Below are 25,880 nucleotides of genomic sequence, written 5' to 3'. Positions count from 1 at the left end.
GCTCTTCCGATCTGTTTTCCATGGAAAACAACAAATTTGTTCTCATGGATTTAAATGCTTCTGTAATTGGAGCTTTCGGTTCTTTTTCTACAATAATACTCACCATTTTATTTTGTTTCGGAATTAATCCTATAGTAGGTAGTTGTAGATGCCGTTCTATATCATCCTCGTTTTTAATTGTGTTATTTAAGTATTCAATTAAGAACACTAGCCCAAGTGATAGAATTATTCCAAGCATAAAACCGATAGAGATATTCAATTTTTTGTTAGGAGATATAGGTTCTTCAGGAATTAAAGCCGTGTCTATTATTTTTACACTTCCTGAGGGTAAAAGGTTTTGAGATTCTTCAACAAAAGCCTGTGATAAAGCGTTAGCTCCATCTGAGGCTGTTTCTGCGGCATTACTTTTATACGATATTTCTATTATTTGAGTATCACTTTCAGGTGTAATACTTACATTTAACATAAATTCTTTGATAGGTGTGCTTAAATCTAACTTTCTAATAGCATTTTCAGCTACTACCCTTGAACTTCCAATCTTACTGTAGGTCTTTATTAAATCCTGATACATTTTTACTTCATTTTGAGTAATCTTATCGATACTATCCTTGCCAATAATGACAGTACAGTTAGCCTCATATATAGGCTTAAGTATATAAAAATTAAAAATACCAGTCGAAAGCGTTAAGCCAATTGTTAATAGTAATATAAAAATAATTCTTTTTCTAATTATTTCAAAAAAATCCGTTAACCCCATATAATTATCTTCTTTCACCATATGCCTCCACTTAATTACTATTGTTATTCATTTAATAAAGACAGTATATACTGACCATAGTCAGTCATTTTAAGGCTTTCACCAATTGCTTTTAACTGCTCCGCGTTAATAAAGCCTCTACGCCATGCAATTTCCTCTAAGCAAGATATGTAAAACCCCTGCCTTGACTGAATCGCCTCAACATATTCAGCAGCCTTAAGCATTCCTTCTGGTGATCCTGTATCCAACCAAGCCATCCCACGTCCAAGTAGTGTTACATTCAATTCACCCTTTTCTAAATACATATTATTAATAGCTGTAATCTCTAATTCTCCACGAGCAGATTGTTTTATATCTTTTGCTATCTTAATAACTTGATTATCATAAAAATAAAGTCCTGGAACTACGTAGTTTGATTTCGGCTTCTGTGGTTTCTCTTCAATTGATATTACTTTTTTATTTTTGTCAAACTCCACTACACCAAAAGAGCGTGCATCTTTAACTGGATAACCAAAAATTAATGCACCTTTATCTAATTTCTTGGCATCATTAAGCACTCTTGTTAAATCTTGACCATAGAACACATTATCACCAAGTATTAAACATACACTATCCTCGCCGATAAATTCTTCACCTAATATAAATGCATCGGCAAGTCCCCTTGGAGTATCCTGCACTTTATAAGTAAATTTAATACCAAGTCTTGAACCATCGCCTAGTAGCTTTTCATAGGCTAAAATATCTTCTGGGCTTGAAATGATTAGTATCTCTCCAATGCCAGCCAACATAAGAACTGATAATGGGTAATAAATAAGTGGTTTATCATATATAGGGAGAAGTTGTTTTGAAACTGCCTGTGTCATGGGATACAGGCGTGTTCCTTTTCCTCCTGCTAAAATTATACCTTTCATATCGTAACCCCCAATTTCTTAAATAGATTAATATAATAAAGTTAATTATTTAATATAATGTCACAAATCATGTCCACATCGCCCAAACTTAAATCAGCATATAGAGGCAATGTAAGTACCCTGTCTGCAATATATTTTGCAACAGGTGTCTTTTCAACATTAAATCTACCCTTATAGCATTCAAAATTATTAGTTAGTGGGTAAAAATACTTTCGAGCAAATATTTTCGACGCCTTAAGTTTCTCATCCACCTCATCACGGCATAGCTTGTATCCATCGAATACTACCGGTAAGTAAGCATAGTTTTTCTTAACTCCTATTTGCTGTTTACACAATTTAATTTCATTAATACCACTTAATCTTTCAACATATCTTTCTACTACAGCTTTTCGCTTTTCAATCTCTCTATCTACATGACGAAGGTTGCAAATACCCATAGCTGCTTGAAATTCATTCATTTTAGCATTTCCTCCAACATACTCTGTGGACTCTGGTCCTGTAATCCCAAAGTTTTTTAAATCCGATAGAATTTTACATAATTTTCTATTCTTATATACTAATGCTCCACCTTCAATAGTATTAAATACCTTTGTAGCATGAAAGCTAAACATAGATGCATCTCCAAAATTAGCAATACTTATGCTATCTACTGTTACAGCGAAAGCATGAGCTGCATCGTAAATAACTTTCAAGTTATATTTTTTTGCTATTGCTTCAATTTTTGTCATGCCGCAAATATTTCCATAAACATGAACTGGTATAATAGCCGATGTTTTTTCTGTTATCAAACCCTCTATCTTGTCCACATCTAAAGTGTAATCATGAGGATTCACATCACAAAATACTGGTTCTAAACCATTTCTTACTATTGCGTGGGTTGTGGATGCAAAAGTAAAAGGAGTTGTAATAACTTCCCCAGTAAGATTAAAAGCGGCTATTATACTCTCTAATGCAAGATGGCCATTGGTAAAAAGCGTAATATTAGGAGTATTTAAATACTGCAATAACGCCACCTCTAATTGTTTATGTTTTGTACCCATGTTAGTTAGCCAATGACTTTCCCATAGATCTTTAATTTCTTCTATATACTCCTCAAAATCTGGCATTGAAGATCGAGTTACTTGAATAGCCATATTATCCACACACCTTCTTATTTTAATCATTTAAACTTTATTTATATCATCCCATTTTCACTATCAACATATTTACACCAACTCATATTTATTTAACAATTGTTTTATTTCTTCTTTTGAATTAAACATTAATACATCGATAATTGATAAGTTAGGGACAAATACATTGTTAAATTGCTTATACTGTACCTCTAAAGTTTTAATAAAATTCAACTTAATATTGTTTTTTTCAAAGGTATCTCTATCATATAATTCTGCTCCGCCAATTGCATTTATATATTCCGAGGACTTTAGCATCTTATTTATTTCTAGTATTTTGTCCTCTCCCCTTGAATCATTATTTTTAACAATTTCAGATGATTTAATAAGTTCATTACTAATTCCCATATAGTGGCAGATAACTTTTAATAAATTAGAATTAAATTCAGCAACATTTAATTCATCGTATTGAAAAATTTTATGAACCAATTCAAATACCTCATCAAAATATATTGCTTTTTTGTACCACATTGTTAAGCTACTATAAAATTTCTGTATTTCCTTATCAAAAGTTTTAGAACAATAATACCTTTCATTTATTGATTTATATTGTTCATCTTTTTCTACACTAACTGTAAATAAGTGTTGCTTTTCATTAACTAATAAATTATTTCTATTTATCCAACCTCTACTGATATATTGCACATCATCATATATAACATATTTATCAACCGCATTCATCAATTGGAAATATCCTAAGTAAGGAAATAAATAAGGTTGCATTATTGCGATTTTCAAGTATATCCCCCCAAATTTTGATTCTTTTACACTCTTCTGAAATGTCATTAAAAATTATGTTTGGTTGTTATTTATTGTTTTTTTTTAATCTCCCTACTATGTCACCTAATAATTTATAAACAGTATTTAATTCCTCTATTTTCACAAATTTACATACACCTACGTAGATTACTACACCTATTATAAATTGAGCTATTAGTTTAATTAAATTATTACTTGTAAGTATTCCACCGCTAAAATAAACAACTGTCCCCATGAATACAGATATGATAAATACAGGAGTTACATCCTTAATTTGGTGCATTGTTGAATAGGAGAGCAATTCAGCAGAATAATATGAATTTATAAAATACGAAATAAATGAGCTTAAAACTGAACCCCAAAGTAATCCTATAATACCAAGTTTTAAAAATAGAATTGTTGCTATTAAAGATATCCCAATTACTTTTTTAATAATTTCTAATTTTAAGAACAAATCAGATCTTCCCTTAACCTGTAATATATTCAAATTGATAGCATGAAGAGGATATAACATTCCTGTAAAACATGCTATTTGAAAATATGCGATGGAGTTTATCCATCTCTCACCAAAGAGTAATCTTATAAGAGGATCTGCCACTGCAGCTGACCCCATCATTAAAGGGAAAGTAATGAAAATAGTTGTCTTAATAATCTTCTTATAAGCAGCTCTTAGTTTATCCTCATCTTCTTTTATACTACTAAGAACAGGATAGCTGACCTTTTGTACCGTAGTTGTCATAGACTGAGAGGCCGTATCGCTGAGCTTTTGAGCATTTGTGTAATAGCCAAGGGCTACCGCTGAAAATGCTTTACCTATAATTAATAAATATAAATTGTTATATAATGTATTAATCAACCCAGAAACTAATAGTTTCCATCCAAAACTAAATAACTTCCTAAAAGAATCTATATTAAAAATTAAAGAAGGAATCCATCTATTTGATAAACTTAAAAGCAAGGATTTTATAAACTGCATTAATAAAGTTTGAATAACTAAACTCCATACCCCTAAACCCCAAAATGCACATATAACTGCTATAACACCTGACACTATAGATGAAATAAGACTTACATTTGTCTGGGTTTTAAAATCAATCTTCTTAATCAATATGGTTTTTTGTATTAATCCAAAAGAATTAATAATTAGCACCAGTGCAAGAACCCTTATTATAGATACAAGTTGAGGTTCTTTGAAAAAACTACTAATAGCCTCTGCGGTGAAAAATAGTATGATATAGAGAATAGCTGCCATACCCAAGTTAAAATAAAATACAGTTGAAAAATCCTCTTGACTACATTCCTTTTCTCTAATTAGTGCATTGCTAAACCCACTATCAATAATTGATTGTGAAACAGCTATAAATACCGTAATCATCCCTATAATACCAAAATCCTTAGGTACCAATAACCTTGCTAAAATGATTTGTATAATAAATTTTATTCCGTGACCAGCTAATAAATCTGAAAAACTCCAGAATAATGCCGATACAGTTTTACTTTTTAAAGAACGTTTCTCTTCCATTTATATACCCCTAATAATTATATTTCTTCCGGCTAAGACTTGCTAATTTCCGATATATATTTGGAAAATAGCAGTTCACATAAATCTTCGTCTTTTCTTTCATGCCCAAATAATCATAAATAGATTTATACTTTGGTAGCTGAAGCATTTTTATTTTTTTCTCCAATTTTAAAATTTTGAACTCACTATTCAGTATTGTTTTATCTATCACATTGGAATACTTTTTATTTGAATACTCATTAAATTCATTTAACATATCAATAATTCTCTTATTTAGATTTATATAATTTGCATCCTTATCCTTTGCTAATCTCATGCGGTTTGACCAAGATCCTACCACTCCCACCCTATATACCGACATAAATTTATTTATATAGTAGGCATAATCTTTAGTTGAAGATAAAATTTGCAACGGATAGTCTCCTACAGGCGCATTAAAGTAAAAATCTGGTGCATTGTTCATCGCGCTCTTTCTATATAAAATTGAATTAGTTGCTATAAATCCACCACCACCTAAAATTATATCTTCTGTTTCAGAAATACAATTTTCACTATAAGGTTTAACTACATCTATTTTACCTTTGCAATCATTAACCACATCTGCCGCATGAAAACACATGCTACACTCCGGATTGTTTTGCATATAATCAACTTGATTTTGAAGTTTACATGGATCTGTCCAATAATCATCCCCTTCACATATAGCAATATATTTCCCTTTAGCTCTGGTATGATTAAATATATAATCTACTTCCTTAACTCCTTTTAAATATTGATTTTCGGTTTGCAATATTGGTTTAATTAAATCCCGATACCTGTTTTGATATTTTTTAATTATTTGTTGAGTTCCATCTATTGAGGCATCATCATGAATAAGTATTTCAAAATCAAAATTTGTCCTTTGCATTAAAAAACCCTCTATAGCCTCTGCAATATATTTTTCGTGATTATATGAAATACAACTTATACTAACTAATACTTCATCCATTCTTTCACATCCTCTTAAAATCATAATCAAGTTAGTTTTCCATAATTTTATTTGCTATATTATAACATTAAATAAAATTTTATCTTTTACTCTTATAATATCCCCCTAACAACTATTCATTTTTACTCATGTTAATATTACTATTTGACATTATGCATACAGATAATACCGATACAGATATTGCAAAATCACTATAATTGTAAAATCCATTTACACACATACTCCCTAAAAAAAACATAATAAAAGCAGCAAAATTGAATACGTTTAAATTTTTATTTATGTAAATACAGTATTTGATTATAAAACACAAATAAATTGTTAAGCCTATAATACCAATTGATAAAATTAAATTTATAATATCGTTGTGGGCCCATATATATACACCTCTTGTTCTGAAATTTAAAAGATATGGGTAATCAAATCCGCTTCCTATAAATTTATTAAGTAAATCTGAATCTAAAAAACCTTGTATATCAACCATCCAAAATTCAAATCTTCCACTACTTATATCCCCTGTTGATGATTGCAATAAAAATTTATTTATACTCGGTAGCTTTTTAAAAATATCCTTAAAAAAAAACATTATAATACTTATAACTGTAAGTCTACTGAAAGATTTTATATCTAATTTTACAATTGTTAGATATAATGCTATAAGTGTTACAAGCATAATTCTTGCACCTGTTAAAAGGACAGCTATGCTTGGTATTATAAGAAGTAAATATATTTTTTTGCTTTTAGTTACTTTTGACAATGTTAATGTAATAACTATTGTTAATATCATTAATGCACCCAACGGATGAGGCCCTTCAGCATATGATGTAAAGTATTTTCCTCCACCCCATTTTGCAACATAGCAGCTACTATCAAAGAAAGATAACAACAAAATCAAATTTATAATAATAAGTTCCCACTTAATTAGTTTATTATTAACTACAATAAATCTCCTGAAGTCTTCTAATATCCCCTTGCTCCTTGCGAATATTAACATTAGTATTGCAATTATTAACCAATAAGGATCTTTTATTGCGAAATTAATATTCTCTGCTGATATTAATGAAATAGCACTTAAAATAACTATATAAATCAAACATAAAAGATCCATGCTCTTGAATTTTCTTTCAAAAAATAAAATTACAACAGCTAGTACCAACACACCAATGGAGTTAATGTCTGAAAGTATTTCTATTTTATCTGAAAATATTCTAAATAACGGTCTAAGTACTATCAAGTAAAACAACAACTTCTGCATATACACATCCTCTATTTCATCTTTTTAATTTTATCTAAAGGGCAAATCTACCTTATAATCATTAATATTTATCATTTTAGCAAGTTCAATATCTTTTTCTATTGGATAATACGGTCTAGTTCCATTTGATGGAGTTAAAGTTAGTTCTCCAAAATATACTTTCCCTTTTACTGAATACAAGTCAACTCTAACATACGGGAAATCCTTTGATAGAATTTCAGATATATTAATCATTTCATCCAAATTTCCAGGTTTTTTTATATAATCGACTTTTTTAAACATACCTGTAATTCCATAATCCCCCCACTCAAAATCATAATAGTTATGCTTATTATCTATAAATCTATCCGTATATACAGTTATCATATGAACTTTTCCATTACTACAATGAAACTTATAATCTTTTAATGATCCTGATTCATCCTCTAAATATTCCTCACACATTATTCTAGATTCTACATTTTTATATTGCATTTCTTTTGTACATTTATATAACTTTTCTTTTTTCCATTTACTTAATGTTTTAATTGTGCTTTCTATATCTAATTTGTTTTTATCCTTGCATATTATATTCTCAGCAGTGCCATTAGTCATTTTAATTACGAATTTTTTAGGCAAGCTGTTAAAATCTATTTCTTCTGGATATTTATATACGCCATATACTTCATTTAAATATTTATTACCTATTTGCTCCTGTACATAATTTCTTACCTGATACTTATCTACATATTTACCAAATCTTTCAAGATTACCATTAAATTTAATCCATTGAATTTTCTCTCCAAAGTAAATAGGTTTCTTTAAATTTAATATCCTTCTGTAACTTCTTCCGTAATCTATATATAGAACCAATTTGGTCGGTAGAAACCTTCCAAACTTTCTTAATATTTTTTTGATTTTTTTCATTTTTATTACCTCACTTTAACCCTTATTAATAAGGAATCATATATATCAGATAAAGCTTTGTAATTAACATCATTACTGTATTTTTCGCTTACGTCTTCAAAATTCTTATTGCTAATTTTAATTTTTTTATTGTAATTTTTATTTATATATAAAATGGATTTGCTTATACCCTTTATATCTCCTGGTTTTATCAAAAACCCATTTATTCTATTTTTAATTATCTCAGGTATACTACCGACATTCGTAGATATAACTGGCACACCAAAAGACATGGCTTCTAAAATAGACATAGGCATTCCTTCATTATAAGATGGAAGTACAAAAGCCATTGAATCTTTTAATAATTTTTTCACCTCATAAGAATTTACCCACCCTAATAGTTTAAAATTTTCTTTTATTTTTTTATCCTTTAATACCTCCATTATCTTTGACAAATCTCCATTCCCTGCTATTAAAAAATTTATATCCTTATCTTGTTTTATAATAAATTGAGCAGCTTTTATTAAATCGAATATACCTTTCTGTTTCTCTAACCTCCCTAAAAATAATACATTTTTAGAATTTTTATTATATAAATTTTGATTTTCTACATTAACTGAATTATATATAACTGAAATGCTAGCGGAACTGTACTTTGAAATCTTGGACTTCCATGATTGCCCTAATGCTATTATTACATCACCCATATTCAAAATCCTTGTTATTTTTTTTCTTTTTTTATCGTTACACTCTTTCCAATAAAAAGTATCAAATCCCCCACCATGCATATGTAATACAATTTTTCTTTTAAATACTTTAGCTAATTTGATATAAAAGGATTTTCTATAAAAACTTTTTCTTGAAGCTACATGTACATGTACTACATCAATATTAATAAACATTAAGCAAAATATCATTTTTGCGTATGAATAAAAAAAACATAACAACTTGATAAATTTACAACCATCTATTACTGTATTAATTAATATAAACTCATATTTATTAACTAAAACAGAATTATAATAACCTTTTATTACAGTCGACATGCCACCTTTAACCTTGTCTTTATGTGGACATACCATTATTATTTTCATAACATCATCCTTTAACTGTAAATTATTTCATTTGTTTTATTATATGTTAGCACTTCAAATATATTAAAAAAATTATCATCTGTTGTTTTAGTAATCATTAATATTTATTATTTTAGCTATTTCTATATCTTTTTTTAATGGATACCATGGATCAGTACCATTCCCTGTTGTAAAAGTTAATTCTCCGAAATATATTTTTCCTCTTACTGAATATAAATCAACTCTAACATAAGGAAAATCTTTTGATAATATTTTAGATATACTAATCAATTGTTGTAAATTAGAAGGCTTTTTTATATAATCAACACTTTTAGATCCACATAGAGACACGCCATAATCATTCCAATCCACATCATAAAAATTCATCTTATAATCCGTAAATCTATCAGTATGTACCTCTATAAGATGAACCTTACCTTTAGTACAATGAAACTTATAATCTCTTAAACTACCTGTTTCATCTTCCAAATACTCTTCGCATATTATTCTAGATTCAACATTCTTATACTGCATTTCTTTTGTATACTTATAAAATTTTTCTCTTTGCCATTTTTTTAATGTTCGAATTGCACTCTCAATATCTAATTTACTTTTGTCTTTACATATTATATTCCCACCCGTACCATTGGTCATTTTAATTGCAAATTTTCTTGGTAACTTATTGAAATCAATTTCCTCTGGTTCACTATACACACCATATATTTCATTTAAATATTCTTTTCCAATTCGGTCTTCTATAAATTTTCTGACTTTATATTTATCTACAAACTGTCCATATTTCTCAAGTTTACCATTTAATTTAATCCATTGGATTTTCTCTCCATAGTACTTAGGATTATTAAGATTTAATATCTTTTTATAACTCCTACCATAATCTATATATAAAACTAACTTTGTTGGTAAAAATCTTCCCAGTTTTCTTAATACTTTTTTCATGCATCATCCCCCTTTATTCCAAATAATAATGTTCTCATCCTCTATTTATAAATTCTTCAATTGAATTCAATATAACATTGGTATTTGAATCATAATGTTTTAAACTTAAGAATTCTATATCCAAAATAACATTTTCCAAATCTTTAATATCCTTAACAGATTTTATAAAGTTCATATTTACGAATTCCGTTATTATTTGCAGTTGATGATCATCTACATGTTCTTTAAATTTTTTTAGTCTCGGCACTGCTATCACTTTTTTTTGTTGCTTAACTGCCCCTACAATAGCTCCAGTTCCACCATGAGTTATAACTTTATCGCACTTATTCATCATGTCTAAAAACTCATCTCTATTTAAAAATTCTTTAAAATCATAGTTTTGGGGCCTATAATCGCTATATCCAATCTGTGCAAATACTTCTTCTTCTATTTTCCCACTGACCACTAGCCTATCTACTTCTATTAATAATCTATTAAACTGAAATTTCTGTGAACCTAAAGTTATAAATATCAATATATCCCCCCCTTATATATAGCAGTGGGATAAAATTTTATTAACTCTTCCCACTGAATATAAAATGCATCTGCATATTTATATAATAATTTTCCAGTTAAGGTAGGTGAATTAATTTTTGCAAAGGATTCTATATATATCAATTTTTTCTTAAATACTTTAGTAATTATACACATGGGTATAGTTGCTAAAACACCTGTTGAAATTACTATATCAGGTTTTTCTTTCAAAAATATTATTAAAGATTTTATTATATTTATGAACATTTTCAAGATAAAAGTAAGTTCTCGTCTATTAACTTGAATTAAATAGTACTGATTAATATCTACACTCTTTGTATCATATTTAGTTTTCTCGGTAACCATAAAACTGTTATATTTTATCATAAGAGGCTTAAGCATCATTAGCTGTTCGAAATGACCCCCAGTTGAAGCAATAAAACATATTTTTTTCACAATTACCTTAAACCCCCTTATTCCTATAACTTACTGCAACTTCTTCTAATGCAGCCTCTTTATAATTTAAAACCGCTTTTCTTCCTACAGAATAATATTCTATATTTCTTTTTTCTGCTTCAGCTATTCCATAGCAGTTTCTACCATCAAATATTATAGGGGTCTTCATTAATTTTTCATATGAATCCAATCTTATATCCTTAATTTCATTCCACTCTGTTAATATAAATGCAATGTCAGCATCTTTTAATGCTTCCTGAGGGCTTCTTACGTAAGTCACTTCCTTCGGGAAAATCTTTTTAAAATTTTCTATTCCTACTGGATCATAAGCATAAATATTCGCACCTTCAACTAATAATTTTCTTACATTAGGTATTGATGGTGCTTCTCTTAAATCATCTGTATCTGGTTTAAAAGTTAGCCCTAAAATAGCAACTTTTAAACCCTTTAAGCTTCCAAATCTTTGTTTTGCTTTTCTAAATATTTTATATTTTTGATTTTCATTCACTTCTATTGTTGCTTTTATTGTTTTTATTTCATATCCATTATCATTTGCAAGCCAGTGAAGTGCTTTTGTATCTTTAGGAAAACACGAACCTCCATACCCTATACCTGCTTTTAAAAACTTATTTCCTATTCTTGAATCATAGCCCATTCCTTTTGCTACATCTTCTATGTCAGCCCCTACTATTTCGCAAAAATTTGCTATTTCATTTATAAATGAAATTTTCAAAGCTAAAAAATCGTTTGAAGCATACTTTATCATTTCGGCACTTCTTCTATTTGTTACAACTATAGGTTGATTAAATTTTTCGTAAATGCTTTCTAATACATCCCTAGCTTTTCTTGTTTCAACTCCTAATACTATTCTACTAGCATATAATGTATCTTTGACAGCAGTTCCCTGTGATAAAAACTCTGGATTTGATGCAACCTCTATAACAATATTATTCTTAATATTGTCCTTTAAAAATACTTCTACTTCGTCATTTGTCCCTATTGGAACTGTTGATTTGATAACTACAAGGCAATCACTCTCAGTGTTTTCTGCTATCTGCCTTGCCACCTTAAATACATAATCTAAATTTGCTGAACCGTCTTCTCTCTCTGGAGTACCAACCCCTATAAAAATTACTTCTGCATTTCTATATGAACTTTTATAATCTGTAGTAAATATTAATCTTTTAGCTTCATAATTTCTTTTTAATAGCTTTTCTAATCCAGGTTCGTATATTGGAGATATTCCCTGTTTCATCATATTAATTTTATTTTTATCTACATCTAAACAGGTAACCGTATGCCCAATTTCCGATAGACAAACACCTGTAACTAACCCAACATAGCCTATTCCTGCTACAACAATATTCATCCAATTTCACCTCATTCTATTAGTTAGTAATTCCATGTAATACTGGACGGTCTCCCTAATACCATCTTCTATATTAATTTCAACTCTAAAACCTAACTTTTCTTGAGCTTTCTTATTATCCAAATAACTATGAAGTATATCCCCTGTTCTTTCTTCTTTATGAATTACCTCGACGTTACTTCCAGAAATATTTTTAATAACTTTAAATAATTCATTTACAGTCACTGCTTTATTAGTACCTATATTAAGAAGCTCATTATCACCTTTATGCAAAGCAAGCATATTCGCACGTACTATATCTTTAACATAAATAAAGTCTCTAGTTTGCTCACCATCCCCAAATATAAATGCGGTATCATTATTCAATAATTTTTCTATGAAAATTGAAACCACACCACCCTCACATTAGGGTCTTGTCTTATACCATATACATTTGCATATCTAAATATAGTATATTTAAGACCGTATAATTGTGCATAATTTTTTATATAATGTTCTGGTGTATGTTTTGAAATCCCATAAAAAGATATTGGGTCAATGGGATGATTTTCATCTACAGGTAGATACTTTGGATCTCCGTATACTGCTGCTGAAGAAGGTTATATCATCTTTCTAATCCCAAACTCTCTGCAACATTCTAATATATTAATAGTTCCCACTATATTATTTTCTGCATCAAATCAAGGTTTACTAAGTGAAGTTCGTACATTTATTTGTGCTGCATGATGTATTACTACTTCCGGATGCTCTACTTCAAAAACCAATTTCAATTTTTCCATATCTGTTATACTATATTTATAAAATATAGCTTTCTGATTTATATTTTCTTCATTCCCAGCAGATAAATTATCTACTATGCATACATGATGCTTTAATTTAATTAACTCATCCACAATATGTGAAGCTATAAAGCCTGCTCCCCCAGTTACTAACACTCTCATCTATGATGCTCCTTTACTAATTAAATTAAAACCCATTCTCACCTGTTCCTACCTGGCTCCTTCGTCTCCAATTAACACTCTTATTGTCATAAATATAAGTCTAATATCTATCCATGTATTTCTTTCCTCTAAATACTTAGCATCCATCTTCATCCATTCCTCAAAACTAACATCACTTCTTCCTCTTATCTGCCAGTAACAGGTTAAGCCAGGTTTTGCGATTAATCTTTGTTTTTGAAAGGAGGTAAACTGTGCTACTTCTTTTGGTAAGCTTGGTCTTGGCCCCACAATTGACATTTCTCCTTTTAATATATTAAAAAGTTGAGGTAACTCATCTATACTTGTCTTTCTTATAAATCTTCCTATTTTAGTTACTCTTGGATCTTCTTTGATTTTAAACATTGGACCTGACATTTCATTTTTATCTTGAAGTCTATCTAAAAAAAACTCTGCCTCTGTACACATAGACCTAAATTTATACATCATAAACTCTCTACCATCTTTTCCAACTCTATTTTGAATAAAAAAAATAACTCCCTTTGAATCTAACTTAATCCAAATGCCAACCACAATCATCACCGGACTTAAAAATATAATTCCACATAAAGCACCTATAATATCAATTACTCTTTTGATAATTAAATATCCTATATTTTTCTTATATTCACTAACTATATCTGCCTCTATAACTCTTGAATTTTCTCCCAATTGTTGCATCTATACCCCTCCCTTCTTTTATAATAAAAAAACTCCATTATCATAGATTTCTCTATGAAAATGGAGTGGGTTCACTATTAGCTCATCATATTCAAAGTGACCAAATAAGAATATGTATCATAGCTTCCAAAATACTTATTGCTAAAAGAATGTTTCTCTTATTATCTTATGCACTACCTTACTAATGTTTACAACTAAATTCCCATTAAAATATTCCTCTTTATTCCCTATCTTATGCCCTGTTGCCAACCGTTTATAACTATATGCAAAATCTGTATTAATCTTTTCATATTTTTATAAAATCATTGAATTCCATAATATAGTTAATTACACATCTTGTTTACAAAAATAATAAAGAGATAGAATTTGATTTTTGCAAATTCTATCTCTTCTCTATTTTATATAAAACGCAATGGCTTTAATACTAAAATACTGTGTTACCCTTAATTCATCTTTTTCCTATAGTAACATTACTACCAACACAAAGCACTTCTGGTGTATTTTCAATATCTTTAGCATCTATCCCAAGCTCAATTAATATTGCCCCACACTCGTCGCACTCCTGATTAATACTCGTGTTAGACGTGTACCAAATATGAGCACATTTTTTACAAACTAGCCTTATCATAATGAACCTCCTCTATAGAGACCCTATAACCAAATTATTCCTTTTTCTCTTCCCCAACCCACGTGGGAAACTCAATTTTTCTACCCTTGGGTGTTCCCTTTATTACCGCCTCTTCCATCAGCATTAAAAACTCAAGGCAACTTTTATATCTTATAATAGTTTATGTATGTTCCATGGGCGAATGTGACTAGTTGGCAGCTGAAATTTTAATTCATCTAATTTCCCATTGATTAATAGTATCATGTCAATTACGGTTGATACTTATGTTAGTCACATCCCAGTCACACCTAATGTGAAATTAAATAAAAAACATAACGCCATTAAACGTTATGTTTTTCTAGTTCCTTAATTAGATATTATTAATTCTTCATTACAAGTGAACGCAACGTTTAAATTATTAGTAACAAGAAATCTCCCCCTTACATTAAAAATGGAGTGGGTTCACTATTAGCTCAGCGTATTCAAAGTGACCAATTTAGAATACATTTCATTGCTTCCAAAAAACTTTATTACAAAATATGTAATGTATGTCTACTATTATATACTAAATATAAAAGATTATATATCAAAATAGTAATTCAATTTTCTATTAAAAATGTAATAATTACCTATGTTTCGTTTGTTTTGTCTAAATAATTTGTTAATAGGTCATAAAATACTTTATTTAAAGCAAAAAAAATCGCCCATTACAGGCGACAATTAAAATCTATGTTTAATATCCTTATTTCAAGTATTCTTTAGCTTCAGCCACCGCTACTATGTTTTCCTCACTAGCTTTACCTACTGTACCATCCAATATTCCCCAAACTATATTGTGGTCTTGAACTACATTATCGAAGTAACCCCTTTTCCAATCATTTGCAATTTCAGTAACAATGCCTTTTTCATAGAAATCCTCTGCAGCTTCAATCATATTCAATAATTCTGATACACTCTCCTTATCAACTTCCTTCTTACCCCAAATCCTGTTGTCTTCTGCAATTATAAGAGTATTAACCATTTCATGCATCATAGTTACTACTTCTAATTTGGTATAAACTTTTGTCTCTTCTTTTTCATTTTCTTTTGTCTTTGCTTTTGCTTTTGTTTCTACTACTTGATTCTCTGCCATAACTGGCTTAATACCCATATAATGTTTATAATCCCATCCATTAGATGTTGCTACAAAAAACATAATTGCTCCAATCGCCATAATACTACTAAAACCCAATATAAATCTAATTGTTAATTTTTTATGCATATATAGCCTCCATGTGTAATATAATGTAATTTATTTCATTATATACCATAGATACACATTTATACAATGTTTTTTATCAAATTGTGGATTATAGATTCAAATTAATTTATCGATTAATTATGCATAAAAAAAGCAAACGCGTCTGTTTCACTAGTTGCTCCCATGTTACGTACATGGACCTCATTTCCTTGATTGTCCGCAACATATGCCAAAGTATAATTTCCGGTATTAACCCATCCCATGAATACGAAGGTGTGTGTTGGATAACCTGCCCCAGTATTAGTGGTAAAGGCAATACTCCCTGGCGTAAGGTTTTTAATTTCATAAGAGGGTTCCCATTCATGATTTCTTAGGTACTGTAAATACCCCTTTGTATTACACATAGTTGATGGAACATTTACACCTATATTTCTCATTGCTTGACTTGAAAAGTAGACACAATTATTCCCATTTGGGTTTGGGTCACCTGGAAGATATAATTTATGTAACCTAACCGCTTCGTTTAATGTGATACTTACATTAATTTCTGATCTTAAGTATGCTGAAAGTTTTGCTCCATTTGCTGTTTGCTGAAATCCTAAGCCTTTCAGTCTTTCTAAGTCTATTTTAGCTAGTCTATCTATTTCTACCTTATCTATTTTATCCGCTCGTATTTTAGCTAATCTCTCTATTTCTATTTTATCTAATCTCTCTAACTCTATTTTAGCTGATTTCTCTGACTCTATTTTAGCTGATTTCTCTGCCTCTATTTTAGCTAATCTCTCTGCCTCTATCTTAGCTTGTCTAGCATCTTCATCCTCAACTTCTATCCTATCTGCTTCTATTTGGGCAAGCCTCTCTGCTTCTACTTTAGCAAGTCTGTCCTCTTCTATTTGGGCAAGCCTATCTGCTTCTATCTGGGCAAGCCTATCAACCTCTATTTTGGCAAGCCTATCTGCTTCTATTTTGGCAACCCTATCAACCTCTATTTTGGCAAGCCTTTTCTCTTCTACTTTTGCTAGCCTTTCTGTCTCTATTTTAACTAGTTTATCTATTTTATCCTGTTCCGCTTTATCAGATGCCGCTTTTGCTATTTTATAAGCTGCATCTATTTTAGCCTTATTCGCCTTGTTAGCGGCTATCCTGTCAATTTCTTCTTGTTTAGCATTATCTGCAGCAATCTCTGCCAGTCTAATAGTTTCTGCTTCTTCCTGTTTCAGTATATCTGCAGCAATATTTGCCAGTCTATCTTTTTCTTTTTTTACTTCAGCTGCTTTCAATTTAGATTTTTTAGCATCTAGCTCATTAGCTAACTTTTCAATTCTTAATAATTTTTTTGGTACTACCTCTTGTTTATAAGCAATCGTATTTACACTATTCTGCTTAGAAACTGCAGGTAATGCTACTTCTTTACTTGCAAGCGTAACATTATTTTTAGCTTGTTCTTCTGCTTTGCTTGTGATTATCCAAGCGCTTGTACTTAAAAGTACCACTGTTATTAATACTGTTGTGATTACTATTCGCTCTTTAGTTTTCAATTTAGCTCTGCTTTTTCTACTGTATTTCATTTAACTTGTCCCCCTAATTTTGTTATTGTAGTAAAAATTTATTATTTCAGTAATCTACTGATACTTAACTTATTACATATTATAGTACTTCACTTTATTATAACCTCTTTTATTGCCTTATGCACTATTTACTTGTCAGCTATATCAATTATTAAGTAATTATGTTTTATTAAGTCAGAAAAAACTACTAAAATAAATATATTTCAGTAGTTTTTTCTAGCTTGCCACTTTCCATGTGGGTTCACCTATTATAGAGGTGACACCTATTTAATAATAACCTTGTACTCCCTAAGCCAAGTATCAACTTGGATTAGATATGCTATAAGCTGAGGCCCTGCCATTAACTGACCATACCAAGGCTTACCATAGGCATTTCCACCTGAATCAACTATTTGCTGAACCGTATCTTTATTAATTATTTGAAGAATTGGTGAATTTTTATCTTGAAGTATTCTATTCATCCACTTTTGAACTGCAATAGTATAGTTAGGATTATGGGTTTTTGGATAAGGACTCTTTTTCCTCCAAAGTACATCATCCGGGAGTAACCCTTTAAGTGATTCTCTTAAAAGTCCTTTTTCGCGATCTTTATAATATTTCATATCCATAGGTATATTAAAGGCATATTCTACAAGTCTCTGATCTGCAAATGGAACTCGAACTTCAAGTCCACTAGCCATACTCATTCTATCTTTTCTAGTAAGCAGTGTCACCATAAACCACTTTATATTTAAATAGAATAATTCCCTCATTCTATGCTCTCTTTGACTTTCACCCTTAAGTTTTGGAACTTGCGCTACGCTTTCATCATATTTTGCCTGAACATATTCCTCTAGTGGAAGACTTTGAAGATCATTAGATAGTATACTTTTTCTATCACTTACTGATTTTGACCAAGGAAAAGTAGTAGAATTTATATCTTCTTCACGTCTAAACCAAGGATATCCTCCAAACAGCTCATCAGCACATTCACCTGATAGTGCAACAGTTGAATTTTTTCTTACTTCCTTGCAAAATAGATATAATGAAGAATCTACATCCGCCATTCCTGGCAAATCATTAGAAATAACCGCATCCTTAAGTGCTGATGCAAGTTCAGGGGTATCAATTATTATATTATGATGATCTGATCCAATATAATCCACCATCTTATAAATCCAATCAGCATCAGTATTGGGTTGAAACTCTGTAGGTTTAAAAAACTGCTTATTATCAGCATAATCTATAGAATAGGTGTTTAAATTACTCATATTATTTCTTTTGAAATAAGAAGAAGCTACCGCTGAAATAGCACTTGAATCAAGCCCTCCTGATAAAAAAGTACACACAGGTACATCAGCAACTAATTGCCTTTCTATTGAATCCACCAAGAGGTGACGTAGGTGTTCAGTGGTTGTAGATAAGTTCTCATCATGTCCTTTTGCACTAAGCTGCCAATACTCCTTTGTTTTAAAGCCATTTTTATCGTAACTTAAGATAAAAGCAGGGGGAAGTTCACTTATATTTTTAAAGATACCACTACCAAGTGGTCTTGCAGGTCCAAATCCAAAAAGCTCAGTTAGACCTTTTTTATCAACAATTGGCTCAACTTTTGGATGAGCTAAAAGTGTCTTTAGTTCTGATCCAAAGATTAGTGAATTATCATTAAATGTATAGAACAAAGGCTTAACACCTAGCGGATCCCTTGCCAAAAATAGCTTTTGCTGCTTTTCACTCCAAACTCCGAAAGCGTAGATTCCATTTACATGCTTAACGCACTCCTCGCCCCAGAAAATATAAGCTACTAAAAGCACTTCCGTGTCAGAATATGAAGAAAAACTAAATCCATTATCTAATAATGTTTTCCGAACTTCCTCTGTATTATATAATTCACCATTATAAACTATAGTATAGGTATCATCCCCTATTTTTCTTGTCATAGGCTGCGCTCCACCACTTGGGTCCACTACCACAAGACGTCTATGACCTAAATTTGCATGCTTTGAAAAATAAAACCCAGTGTCATCTGGTCCTCTTTTTTTCAAGGTATCCGTCATGTTATATAAAATTTCACGCTCACTTTCAATGTTAGCATATAAATTAACAAAACCTGCAATACCACACATTTATATCATCTCCCATAATTAAAAAACATTCATCCTTATAATATGTAATCTAATTAAAAATGTGCTTCCATCCTAAGTAACATACTTTAATATAAAAATATCATTCCTTTGTAATATAGCGCATGCACTCTTGACATAATGTCGGCTTTAGGGTAGATTTACAGTAACTACACAATCATATTACATCATTATGTAATACTAAGGGGGAGAATATGAAGAATAAAATTAAAATTTTTACAGCTGTTTTACTAGCATGTATCTTTATTTTAGGAAGCAATGTTTATGCATTCACAAATTCAAATTACTATGATAATCAAAATATCAAAATTGGTATCAGTAGTATGGCAAGACCTCAACTAAACATAACTTTAAGTGGTGATTATACCGTAAATGGAGTTATGTATGAAAGTGGTACAAGTTATCTTTTGAAGGTTATAGGAACTCACATAGAATTTGATGGAGATAACTATGATAATTTAGAGTTTATCCCTAAAACTACTCTAAATACTATTAAAATAGTTTCTAGTACTCCTAGTCGTTCTAACTATTATTTAGGAACAATGGAATTTAACATTGACTCCACCTCTGAGCCTTCTAAATTACTCCCTATTAATACCCTATATATAGAAGATTATTTAAAAGGTGTTGTCGGAAAGGAAATGTCTAATAGCTTTCCCATTGAAGCACTAAAAGTGCAAGCAGTAGCTGCTAGAAATTATGCTATAGTTAATATAGGTAAGTATAGTTCAAAAGGTTATGATCTTGATGATACAACCAGTTGTCAAGTTTATGCAGGTTATGATCCATCAATAAAAAAAGTAATTGCCGCTGTGGATGCTACTAGAGGTACATTGTTATTAAGTGGACAAAGTATCGTTGCGGCTTATTATTCCGCAAGCGATGGTGGATATACAGAATCCTCTGAAAATGTTTGGTGGGGACCAAGAGATTATTTAAAAGCTAAGCCTGATAGCTATGATGGTTATGATGGTGGTTACGTCTGGAATCAGACATATACTACTAGCGAAATAAATGGTTTATTCAAAATAAAATTACCACTAAACTTGAACGATACTTTTGTAAAAATAGATATGGATACAATTACTAAATTTGATAGTGGCAGAATTAAAAATATTGATTTGATTTTTAGTAATCCACTTGGAGTACTTCATACATTGACCTATACTAAAGAGGCTGCGAGAACCTTTCTAAACCTTAAGAGTTCTCTATATGACGTAACTTATAATACTACTACTGATACATATACCTTTGATGGAAAAGGCTGGGGACATGGAATAGGCATGAGTCAAATTGGAGCAAAAAATAGAGCTGCCGACGGTCACACCTTTGATGATATCCTTAAGTTTTACTACGATGGCACAACTTTAGTAAATGTACTATCAAAAATAAATACTATCTCAGTAGATAATAATAAAATCTATACTTATGACAATCCAAGTTTTAATGTAACTACATCCGGTGGTTCTGGAAAAGGACTGACATATAAATATGTTATAGAAAATAATAGTACTACTGTGTATGATAGTGACTTTATTAGCAGTTCAAAACTTCAATACAAACCTACAGAAGCAGGTAATTATACTTTAAAGGTATATGTTAATGATATAGATTCAGAAATACCCTTTGAAGCTTCAGAAACCTTTAATTTTAATGTTGAGGCTTATCTGCCACCAGCAGGAGTTACTGCAACAACAGGATATAATAGTATTTTGCTTAAATGGACTAAAAGCCCTGAAGTCGTAACCAGTGGATACGAAGTTTACAGGTCAACATCAAGTACAGGAACCTACACTTCACTAGAATCCACTGCGGATGCAAGCTATACTAATGTTGGACTTACAACCGATGACACTTATTACTATAAAATTAAAGCATATAGGATGGATGGTACAGTTAAAGTCTATAGTGACTTTTCAACTAGCGTAAGCTCAAAAGCAACAAATGTAATAAGATTATCCGGGAGTAACAGAACAGAAACTTCTATAGCTATTGCAAAGCAGCAATATACTGATAAGGTGCCAGATGCGGTTGTGCTAGCAACAGCAACTAATTTTGCAGATGCCTTAGCAGGTTCTGGACTAGCTTATAAGTACAATGCACCGCTCTTATTAGTTAATAAAACAGTTAATAGAAGCAAAAATATATTAGATTACATTAAAGCAAATTTAACTAAAGATAAAAAAATCTATATATTAGGTGGAACTGGCGCCGTTAGCGAAGAGATTTCAGAATATCTAACTACAACTGGGTATGAAATAATCAGACTTGGCGGTGACAATCGTTATGAAACAAACCAAAAAATAGTTGAGAATTTGAATATACCTAAAGAGACAAGTATTGTCTTAACTACGGGAACTGCTTTTGCAGATGCACTTAGTATATCAAGTATAGCCGATATAAAAGGCTATCCAATATTACTAAATGGTAAAAATAGTTTAGAAGATAGTGTTAGTGATTATATAACTGACATACAGCCAACAACTATCTATATGATAGGCGGAACAGGAGCTCTTAGTGCTAACATTGAAACGGAAATTAAGAGCCTAGATAGTAAAATAGATATAGTTAGATTAGGTGGAGCTAACAGATATGAAACTTCAATGAAAATATTAGAACACTTTGGTTTAAATACAGATACTGTAGCTGTAGCTACGGGAATAGATTTCCCAGATGCTTTAAGTGGTTCCGTACTAGCTGCAAGGCTGAATTCTAATGTGCTACTTGTTGACAATAAAAATGTAACTAAACAAAAGGAACTTCTAAACAAAAAAAATATAATCAATGTAATAGTATTTGGTGGAGACAGTGTAATAAGTGAAAATATAGCTTCATCATTAGTAAAAAAATAATTGAATTTTAAACAAAATAAATCTGACACCGCTTATGGTGTCAGATTTTTTTTGACAGATAATTATTCTACATGGACAGTTTATCTCCAGTATTTATCGCTTAGTTTGTAATTTGTATCTAAATCAAGTGTTATTCCGTGAACCATTCCTTCTCCATAAATTATAGTCATTTTCCTTGAAATAACATCTTCTAAACCATCCGAAGTATCTGCTACAGCATTCGCGATAACTTTAAGGAGATCCTTTTCAGTCATGTTAGGGGTTTGGGCCTTAGCGCTATCAATAATTTTTATAGCTTCTGTACCTATCCCTCCATTCTGTAACACAATATCAAAAGCAAGAGCAAATCCCCTTACTGTTTCTATATTGTAATTTTCTGAGATAAACATAGCTTGTTTAACAAAATATACTTCAGCATCTGCTTCAATACCTTTAAAATTCTCATTTTTACATAAAACTTCAAATTGAGATTTCCACGATTCAATAATTTCATCATTAGAATCATTGATGCTTTTAGCCCATTCAAGTTGATTCTCTAATTTTTTGTCCATTATCATCTCATGAATAGCATCATAGTTTGTCCCAAAAATTGTTTTCATTTCATCATTATATTGTCTATCCATCCTATTAAGTAAATGCTGCAAGGTTGCTTGACCTATATTCCACTGTAGGTACCCAATAGATAAACCTTGTTCATCATAATTTCCTACAACTTGAGTTGAATTTCCAACTTCATATTGTTTGCTAATATTTTTTGCAATTTCAACTACAGTATCTGGTGGTGAAGTATAAACTTGTATATATATTTTTGCTACATAGGCAATGCCAGTTTTATAAACAATTTTATACCACTGTGAAACATTTGTGCTAGTATCATATACGGTTTCCAAAATTTCAATCTTTTCATTGTTATATAGATGACCTACTACATTACTATTTAAATTAGGAGCTGATCTTACATTTAGGTCAGTATCTAACCCTTTGTTATACACATATCCTGTTTCGTTAGAAGCAGTAATACTCTTAATTGTATCATTAACAATATTGTCACTAACTACATCACTTCCACCTAAAACTACAACATTCTTAACTTTTTTATTTTTTAGAACATTAATAGTTTCCTCAGATAGTGAGTTTCTACCAGTTAGAAATATTGGTGAGTTATTTTTAGCTGCTAAGGCTGATCCAGCCAATGCATCTGGAAAGTTACTTCCTGTAGCCAAGTAAATTGTTTCAAAGTTTAGATCATCTTCAAAATTTTTGTTTATTACTAGATTAGTTGCGTATCTATTATTACCGCCAAGTCTTTTGCTGTTAGGTAAATTTGAAGCTATAGATGAACCTATAACATCAGTTTGTCCAACTATGTATGAGACAGGTATATCTTTTGATTTTATAAATTTCTCTATATTGGGATTCATGGTTTCTTTTGGTGATAATAGTATAGGCATAGACTTTATACCTGCAATTGGCGCTATGGATAGTGCATCCGGAAAGTCCAACCCTGTTGCCACTATAATACCACTATCTACTCCCATGGCCTCTGCTACCATTTTAGAAGTATCATACCTGTCTGTACCACCTATTCGAGTAAAATTAATTCCCAAATTCTTTAATTGATTCTCTACTCCATTTGCTATAACACCAGTACCACCAACTAAAATAGCATCAGTAGCTTCTAATCTTTTTATCTCTGTTATGACACTTGCATTAATTGCGTTTTTTGAAGTTAATAGTATTGGAGCATCCTTTGATTTGGATAAAGAGGATGCTGCTAACGCATCTGCATAACCAAGACCATTTGCTATAATAACTGTATTAGACTGCATCCACCCTGCTTTACTAATATCCGCAGAAGTAGTATATCTATTAGCTCCTGACAGTCTTGTATTTGTTATATCAGCATTTTCTGCAAAAACAGGCGTAAAATTTAAACCTCCACACAAAAATATACCAATTAAAGTACCTAAAAATAGTCGTTTTCCTTTTAACATATTATTTATTTTCCCCCTATATCGTGTAAAAATTATTTAATATGCCAATTGTACCATATATACCTATTAATATTTTACTTTTGTACTAATGCGTTAGCTATATCATCACTTATTATGCCTTCACCACCAAATACAATTAGATTCGTAATCTTTTGTTTACTTAAAAGATCTATCTGTTTAGTTACGTCCTTATTATCCACTAGTAATACACCACAATTTTTCCCTGCAGCGAGTACCGACCCACTTAATGCATCAGGGAAATTTTTTCCTGTAGCAACAGTTATAGAGTTTGTAGTTAGATTAAAATGTTCTATTATATTCATTGATGTTTCATATCTGTTTTTTCCACCCAGCCTTGCTACAAGCATTGTAGGGTTTAGCTTTTTGATTTGTTTGTAAGTATTATCACTAAGTACACCTATTCCTCCTATTATATAGATAGCTTTTGGTTGTATCTTAGTTATATATTTGCTAACGTTGTCTAATAAATTTTCTTTACTATTTAATAATATTGGATAGCCCTTAATATCAGCTATACTTGATATACTAAGTGCATCTGCGAAATCACCACCTGTAGTGATAACAATACTAGTACCTTTAAGTATATTTAGATTATCAACTATTTTCTGATTTGTATCATAACGATTCGTGCCACCGAGTCTAATTATTTTATACCCTACTGAAGTTAGATAATCTGAGATTTCGTTACTAACCGCACTAACGCCACCTAATACATATATCGTTTTGTTTTTAGTTAAATTTTGTTTAATGTAATCTAAGACATTTCTACTATCATTCACAGTTTTATTAACTAATAAGAGTGGTGCATTATAATTATAAGCGAGCCCAGAACCTGCTAGCGCATCTGCAAAATTATTTGCTGTTGCAAGTACAATAGCATCTGGCGCTTTATCCGTATATTGATCTTTTGCTATAGCTATAGAAGTTTCTATTCTATTAATCCCAGATAATCTTTGCACCTTAGGATTTGATTCTTCTGCCATTATCGCAGCCCTCGCAGCACTTAATCTTCCATATCCAAACTTTGTATTATATCCCGTTTCACCTAAATCAGTGCTTGTACTATGAAGAATATCCTTTACATCTATCGTAGTTATATTAGTATTAATAGAGTAGAGAAGTCCGACCACAGCAGAAACATGAGGGGCAGACATAGAAGTTCCACTAAAATATGCAACTTCTCCATTTGTAAGTAGACTAGGA

22 protein-coding genes, 1 pseudogene and 1 riboswitch are annotated in these 25,880 nt (G+C 30.7%); of the genes and pseudogenes, 1 reads left to right on the top strand and 22 read right to left on the bottom strand.

Annotation, left to right across the window (positions count from 1 at the left end; all coding sequences use genetic code 11):
* From ACJAX4_RS09655 to asnB, 20 genes and pseudogenes are all read right to left on the bottom strand, one after another.
* A partial coding sequence (locus tag ACJAX4_RS09655) for a YveK family protein (RefSeq protein WP_435789250.1) occupies positions 1 to 775 on the bottom strand: 775 nt, incomplete at its 3' end.
* A gap of 26 nt (positions 776 to 801) precedes the next feature.
* The gene (gene rfbA / locus ACJAX4_RS09650; protein ID WP_435789249.1) at positions 802 to 1,668 is read right to left on the bottom strand and encodes a glucose-1-phosphate thymidylyltransferase RfbA; all 867 of its coding nucleotides are present in this window, start codon (positions 1,666 to 1,668) and stop codon (positions 802 to 804) included.
* 41 nt (positions 1,669 to 1,709) lie between these two features.
* On the bottom strand, positions 1,710 to 2,801 hold the full coding sequence (locus ACJAX4_RS09645) for a DegT/DnrJ/EryC1/StrS family aminotransferase (RefSeq protein WP_435789248.1): 1,092 nt from the start codon (positions 2,799 to 2,801) through the stop codon (positions 1,710 to 1,712).
* 72 nt (positions 2,802 to 2,873) lie between these two features.
* Complete coding sequence (locus ACJAX4_RS09640; protein WP_435789247.1) at positions 2,874 to 3,578, bottom strand: WbqC family protein; 705 nt, start codon at positions 3,576 to 3,578, stop codon at positions 2,874 to 2,876.
* Positions 3,579 to 3,645: 67 nt separating this feature from the next.
* On the bottom strand, positions 3,646 to 5,121 hold the full coding sequence (locus ACJAX4_RS09635; protein WP_435789246.1) for a lipopolysaccharide biosynthesis protein: 1,476 nt from the start codon (positions 5,119 to 5,121) through the stop codon (positions 3,646 to 3,648).
* 10 nt (positions 5,122 to 5,131) lie between these two features.
* Positions 5,132 to 6,109 (bottom strand): glycosyltransferase family 2 protein, encoded by a 978-nt coding sequence (locus ACJAX4_RS09630; protein WP_435789245.1) that lies wholly within the window; start codon positions 6,107 to 6,109, stop codon positions 5,132 to 5,134.
* 112 nt (positions 6,110 to 6,221) lie between these two features.
* Positions 6,222 to 7,361 carry an O-antigen ligase family protein gene (locus ACJAX4_RS09625; protein ID WP_435789244.1) on the bottom strand — a complete coding sequence of 380 codons (1,140 nt, stop codon included), beginning with the start codon at positions 7,359 to 7,361 and terminating at the stop codon, positions 6,222 to 6,224.
* 30 nt (positions 7,362 to 7,391) lie between these two features.
* Positions 7,392 to 8,267: an ATP-grasp fold amidoligase family protein gene (locus tag ACJAX4_RS09620; protein ID WP_435789243.1), complete on the bottom strand. Its 876-nt coding sequence runs from the start codon at positions 8,265 to 8,267 to the stop codon at positions 7,392 to 7,394.
* A 5-nt stretch (positions 8,268 to 8,272) separates the two neighbouring features.
* Positions 8,273 to 9,340, bottom strand: a complete 1,068-nt coding sequence (locus tag ACJAX4_RS09615; RefSeq protein ID WP_435789242.1) for a glycosyltransferase family 4 protein — start codon at positions 9,338 to 9,340, stop codon at positions 8,273 to 8,275.
* 87 nt (positions 9,341 to 9,427) lie between these two features.
* Complete coding sequence (locus ACJAX4_RS09610) at positions 9,428 to 10,276, bottom strand: ATP-grasp fold amidoligase family protein (RefSeq protein ID WP_435789241.1); 849 nt, start codon at positions 10,274 to 10,276, stop codon at positions 9,428 to 9,430.
* A gap of 34 nt (positions 10,277 to 10,310) precedes the next feature.
* Positions 10,311 to 10,790 (bottom strand): PssE/Cps14G family polysaccharide biosynthesis glycosyltransferase, encoded by a 480-nt coding sequence (gene pssE, locus ACJAX4_RS09605; RefSeq protein ID WP_435789240.1) that lies wholly within the window; start codon positions 10,788 to 10,790, stop codon positions 10,311 to 10,313.
* The gene (gene pssD, locus ACJAX4_RS09600; RefSeq protein WP_435789239.1) at positions 10,787 to 11,245 is read right to left on the bottom strand and encodes a PssD/Cps14F family polysaccharide biosynthesis glycosyltransferase; all 459 of its coding nucleotides are present in this window, start codon (positions 11,243 to 11,245) and stop codon (positions 10,787 to 10,789) included. The genes pssE and pssD overlap by 4 nt, the downstream gene beginning before the upstream one ends.
* A 7-nt stretch (positions 11,246 to 11,252) precedes the next feature.
* Entirely contained in the window at positions 11,253 to 12,614 is a 1,362-nt protein-coding gene (locus ACJAX4_RS09595; RefSeq protein ID WP_435789238.1) for a UDP-glucose dehydrogenase family protein, read from the bottom strand.
* A 6-nt stretch (positions 12,615 to 12,620) separates the two neighbouring features.
* Positions 12,621 to 13,007, bottom strand: a complete 387-nt coding sequence (locus ACJAX4_RS09590; RefSeq protein WP_435789237.1) for a GDP-mannose 4,6-dehydratase — start codon at positions 13,005 to 13,007, stop codon at positions 12,621 to 12,623.
* Positions 12,989 to 13,555 (bottom strand): annotated as a pseudogene (locus ACJAX4_RS09585) (NAD-dependent epimerase/dehydratase family protein). Before ACJAX4_RS09585 ends, ACJAX4_RS09590 begins: the two are co-directional and overlap by 19 nt.
* A gap of 48 nt (positions 13,556 to 13,603) precedes the next feature.
* Positions 13,604 to 14,272 carry a sugar transferase gene (locus ACJAX4_RS09580; protein WP_435789236.1) on the bottom strand — a complete coding sequence of 223 codons (669 nt, stop codon included), beginning with the start codon at positions 14,270 to 14,272 and terminating at the stop codon, positions 13,604 to 13,606.
* Between the two features lie 54 nt (positions 14,273 to 14,326).
* A riboswitch (cyclic di-GMP riboswitch) is annotated at positions 14,327 to 14,409 on the bottom strand.
* Between the two features lie 311 nt (positions 14,410 to 14,720).
* Positions 14,721 to 14,900 carry a hypothetical protein gene (locus tag ACJAX4_RS09575; RefSeq protein ID WP_435789235.1) on the bottom strand — a complete coding sequence of 60 codons (180 nt, stop codon included), beginning with the start codon at positions 14,898 to 14,900 and terminating at the stop codon, positions 14,721 to 14,723.
* 721 nt (positions 14,901 to 15,621) lie between these two features.
* Complete coding sequence (locus ACJAX4_RS09570) at positions 15,622 to 16,140, bottom strand: DUF6241 domain-containing protein (protein ID WP_435789234.1); 519 nt, start codon at positions 16,138 to 16,140, stop codon at positions 15,622 to 15,624.
* A gap of 113 nt (positions 16,141 to 16,253) precedes the next feature.
* Complete coding sequence (locus ACJAX4_RS09565; RefSeq protein WP_435789233.1) at positions 16,254 to 17,687, bottom strand: hypothetical protein; 1,434 nt, start codon at positions 17,685 to 17,687, stop codon at positions 16,254 to 16,256.
* Positions 17,688 to 17,950: 263 nt separating this feature from the next.
* Positions 17,951 to 19,792, bottom strand: a complete 1,842-nt coding sequence (gene asnB, locus ACJAX4_RS09560; protein WP_435789232.1) for an asparagine synthase (glutamine-hydrolyzing) — start codon at positions 19,790 to 19,792, stop codon at positions 17,951 to 17,953.
* 212 nt (positions 19,793 to 20,004) lie between these two features.
* Here asnB and ACJAX4_RS09555 point away from each other — a divergent pair, with 212 nt between their 5' ends.
* Complete coding sequence (locus ACJAX4_RS09555) at positions 20,005 to 22,662, top strand: SpoIID/LytB domain-containing protein (protein WP_435789231.1); 2,658 nt, start codon at positions 20,005 to 20,007, stop codon at positions 22,660 to 22,662.
* Between the two features lie 80 nt (positions 22,663 to 22,742).
* Here ACJAX4_RS09555 and ACJAX4_RS09550 read toward each other — a convergent pair whose 3' ends face one another.
* Complete coding sequence (locus ACJAX4_RS09550; RefSeq protein WP_435789230.1) at positions 22,743 to 24,656, bottom strand: cell wall-binding repeat-containing protein; 1,914 nt, start codon at positions 24,654 to 24,656, stop codon at positions 22,743 to 22,745.
* Positions 24,657 to 24,730: 74 nt separating this feature from the next.
* A partial coding sequence (locus tag ACJAX4_RS09545; protein WP_435789229.1) for a cell wall-binding repeat-containing protein occupies positions 24,731 to 25,880 on the bottom strand: 1,150 nt, incomplete at its 5' end.

Source organism: Clostridium sp., from assembly GCF_051278035.1.
Lineage (GTDB): Bacteria > Bacillota > Clostridia > Clostridiales > Clostridiaceae > Clostridium_AD.
This window is presented reverse-complemented; position numbering and strand designations above follow the sequence as displayed.

What these genes read in the sequence shown, in the direction of transcription:
- rfbA (WP_435789249.1), bottom strand. Translation starts at nt 1,668, where the DNA reads ATGAAAGGTATAATTTTAGCAGGAGGAAAAGGAACACGCCTGTATCCC.
- ACJAX4_RS09645 (WP_435789248.1), bottom strand. Translation starts at nt 2,801, where the DNA reads ATGGCTATTCAAGTAACTCGATCTTCAATGCCAGATTTTGAGGAGTAT.
- ACJAX4_RS09635 (WP_435789246.1), bottom strand. Translation starts at nt 5,121, where the DNA reads ATGGAAGAGAAACGTTCTTTAAAAAGTAAAACTGTATCGGCATTATTC.
- ACJAX4_RS09630 (WP_435789245.1), bottom strand. Translation starts at nt 6,109, where the DNA reads ATGGATGAAGTATTAGTTAGTATAAGTTGTATTTCATATAATCACGAA.
- ACJAX4_RS09625 (WP_435789244.1), bottom strand. Translation starts at nt 7,361, where the DNA reads ATGCAGAAGTTGTTGTTTTACTTGATAGTACTTAGACCGTTATTTAGA.
- ACJAX4_RS09620 (WP_435789243.1), bottom strand. Translation starts at nt 8,267, where the DNA reads ATGAAAAAAATCAAAAAAATATTAAGAAAGTTTGGAAGGTTTCTACCG.
- ACJAX4_RS09615 (WP_435789242.1), bottom strand. Translation starts at nt 9,340, where the DNA reads ATGAAAATAATAATGGTATGTCCACATAAAGACAAGGTTAAAGGTGGC.
- ACJAX4_RS09610 (WP_435789241.1), bottom strand. Translation starts at nt 10,276, where the DNA reads ATGAAAAAAGTATTAAGAAAACTGGGAAGATTTTTACCAACAAAGTTA.
- ACJAX4_RS09595 (WP_435789238.1), bottom strand. Translation starts at nt 12,614, where the DNA reads ATGAATATTGTTGTAGCAGGAATAGGCTATGTTGGGTTAGTTACAGGT.
- ACJAX4_RS09580 (WP_435789236.1), bottom strand. Translation starts at nt 14,272, where the DNA reads ATGCAACAATTGGGAGAAAATTCAAGAGTTATAGAGGCAGATATAGTT.
- ACJAX4_RS09575 (WP_435789235.1), bottom strand. Translation starts at nt 14,900, where the DNA reads ATGATAAGGCTAGTTTGTAAAAAATGTGCTCATATTTGGTACACGTCT.
- ACJAX4_RS09570 (WP_435789234.1), bottom strand. Translation starts at nt 16,140, where the DNA reads ATGCATAAAAAATTAACAATTAGATTTATATTGGGTTTTAGTAGTATT.
- ACJAX4_RS09565 (WP_435789233.1), bottom strand. Translation starts at nt 17,687, where the DNA reads ATGAAATACAGTAGAAAAAGCAGAGCTAAATTGAAAACTAAAGAGCGA.
- asnB (WP_435789232.1), bottom strand. Translation starts at nt 19,792, where the DNA reads ATGTGTGGTATTGCAGGTTTTGTTAATTTATATGCTAACATTGAAAGT.
- ACJAX4_RS09555 (WP_435789231.1), top strand. Translation starts at nt 20,005, where the DNA reads ATGAAGAATAAAATTAAAATTTTTACAGCTGTTTTACTAGCATGTATC.
- ACJAX4_RS09550 (WP_435789230.1), bottom strand. Translation starts at nt 24,656, where the DNA reads ATGTTAAAAGGAAAACGACTATTTTTAGGTACTTTAATTGGTATATTT.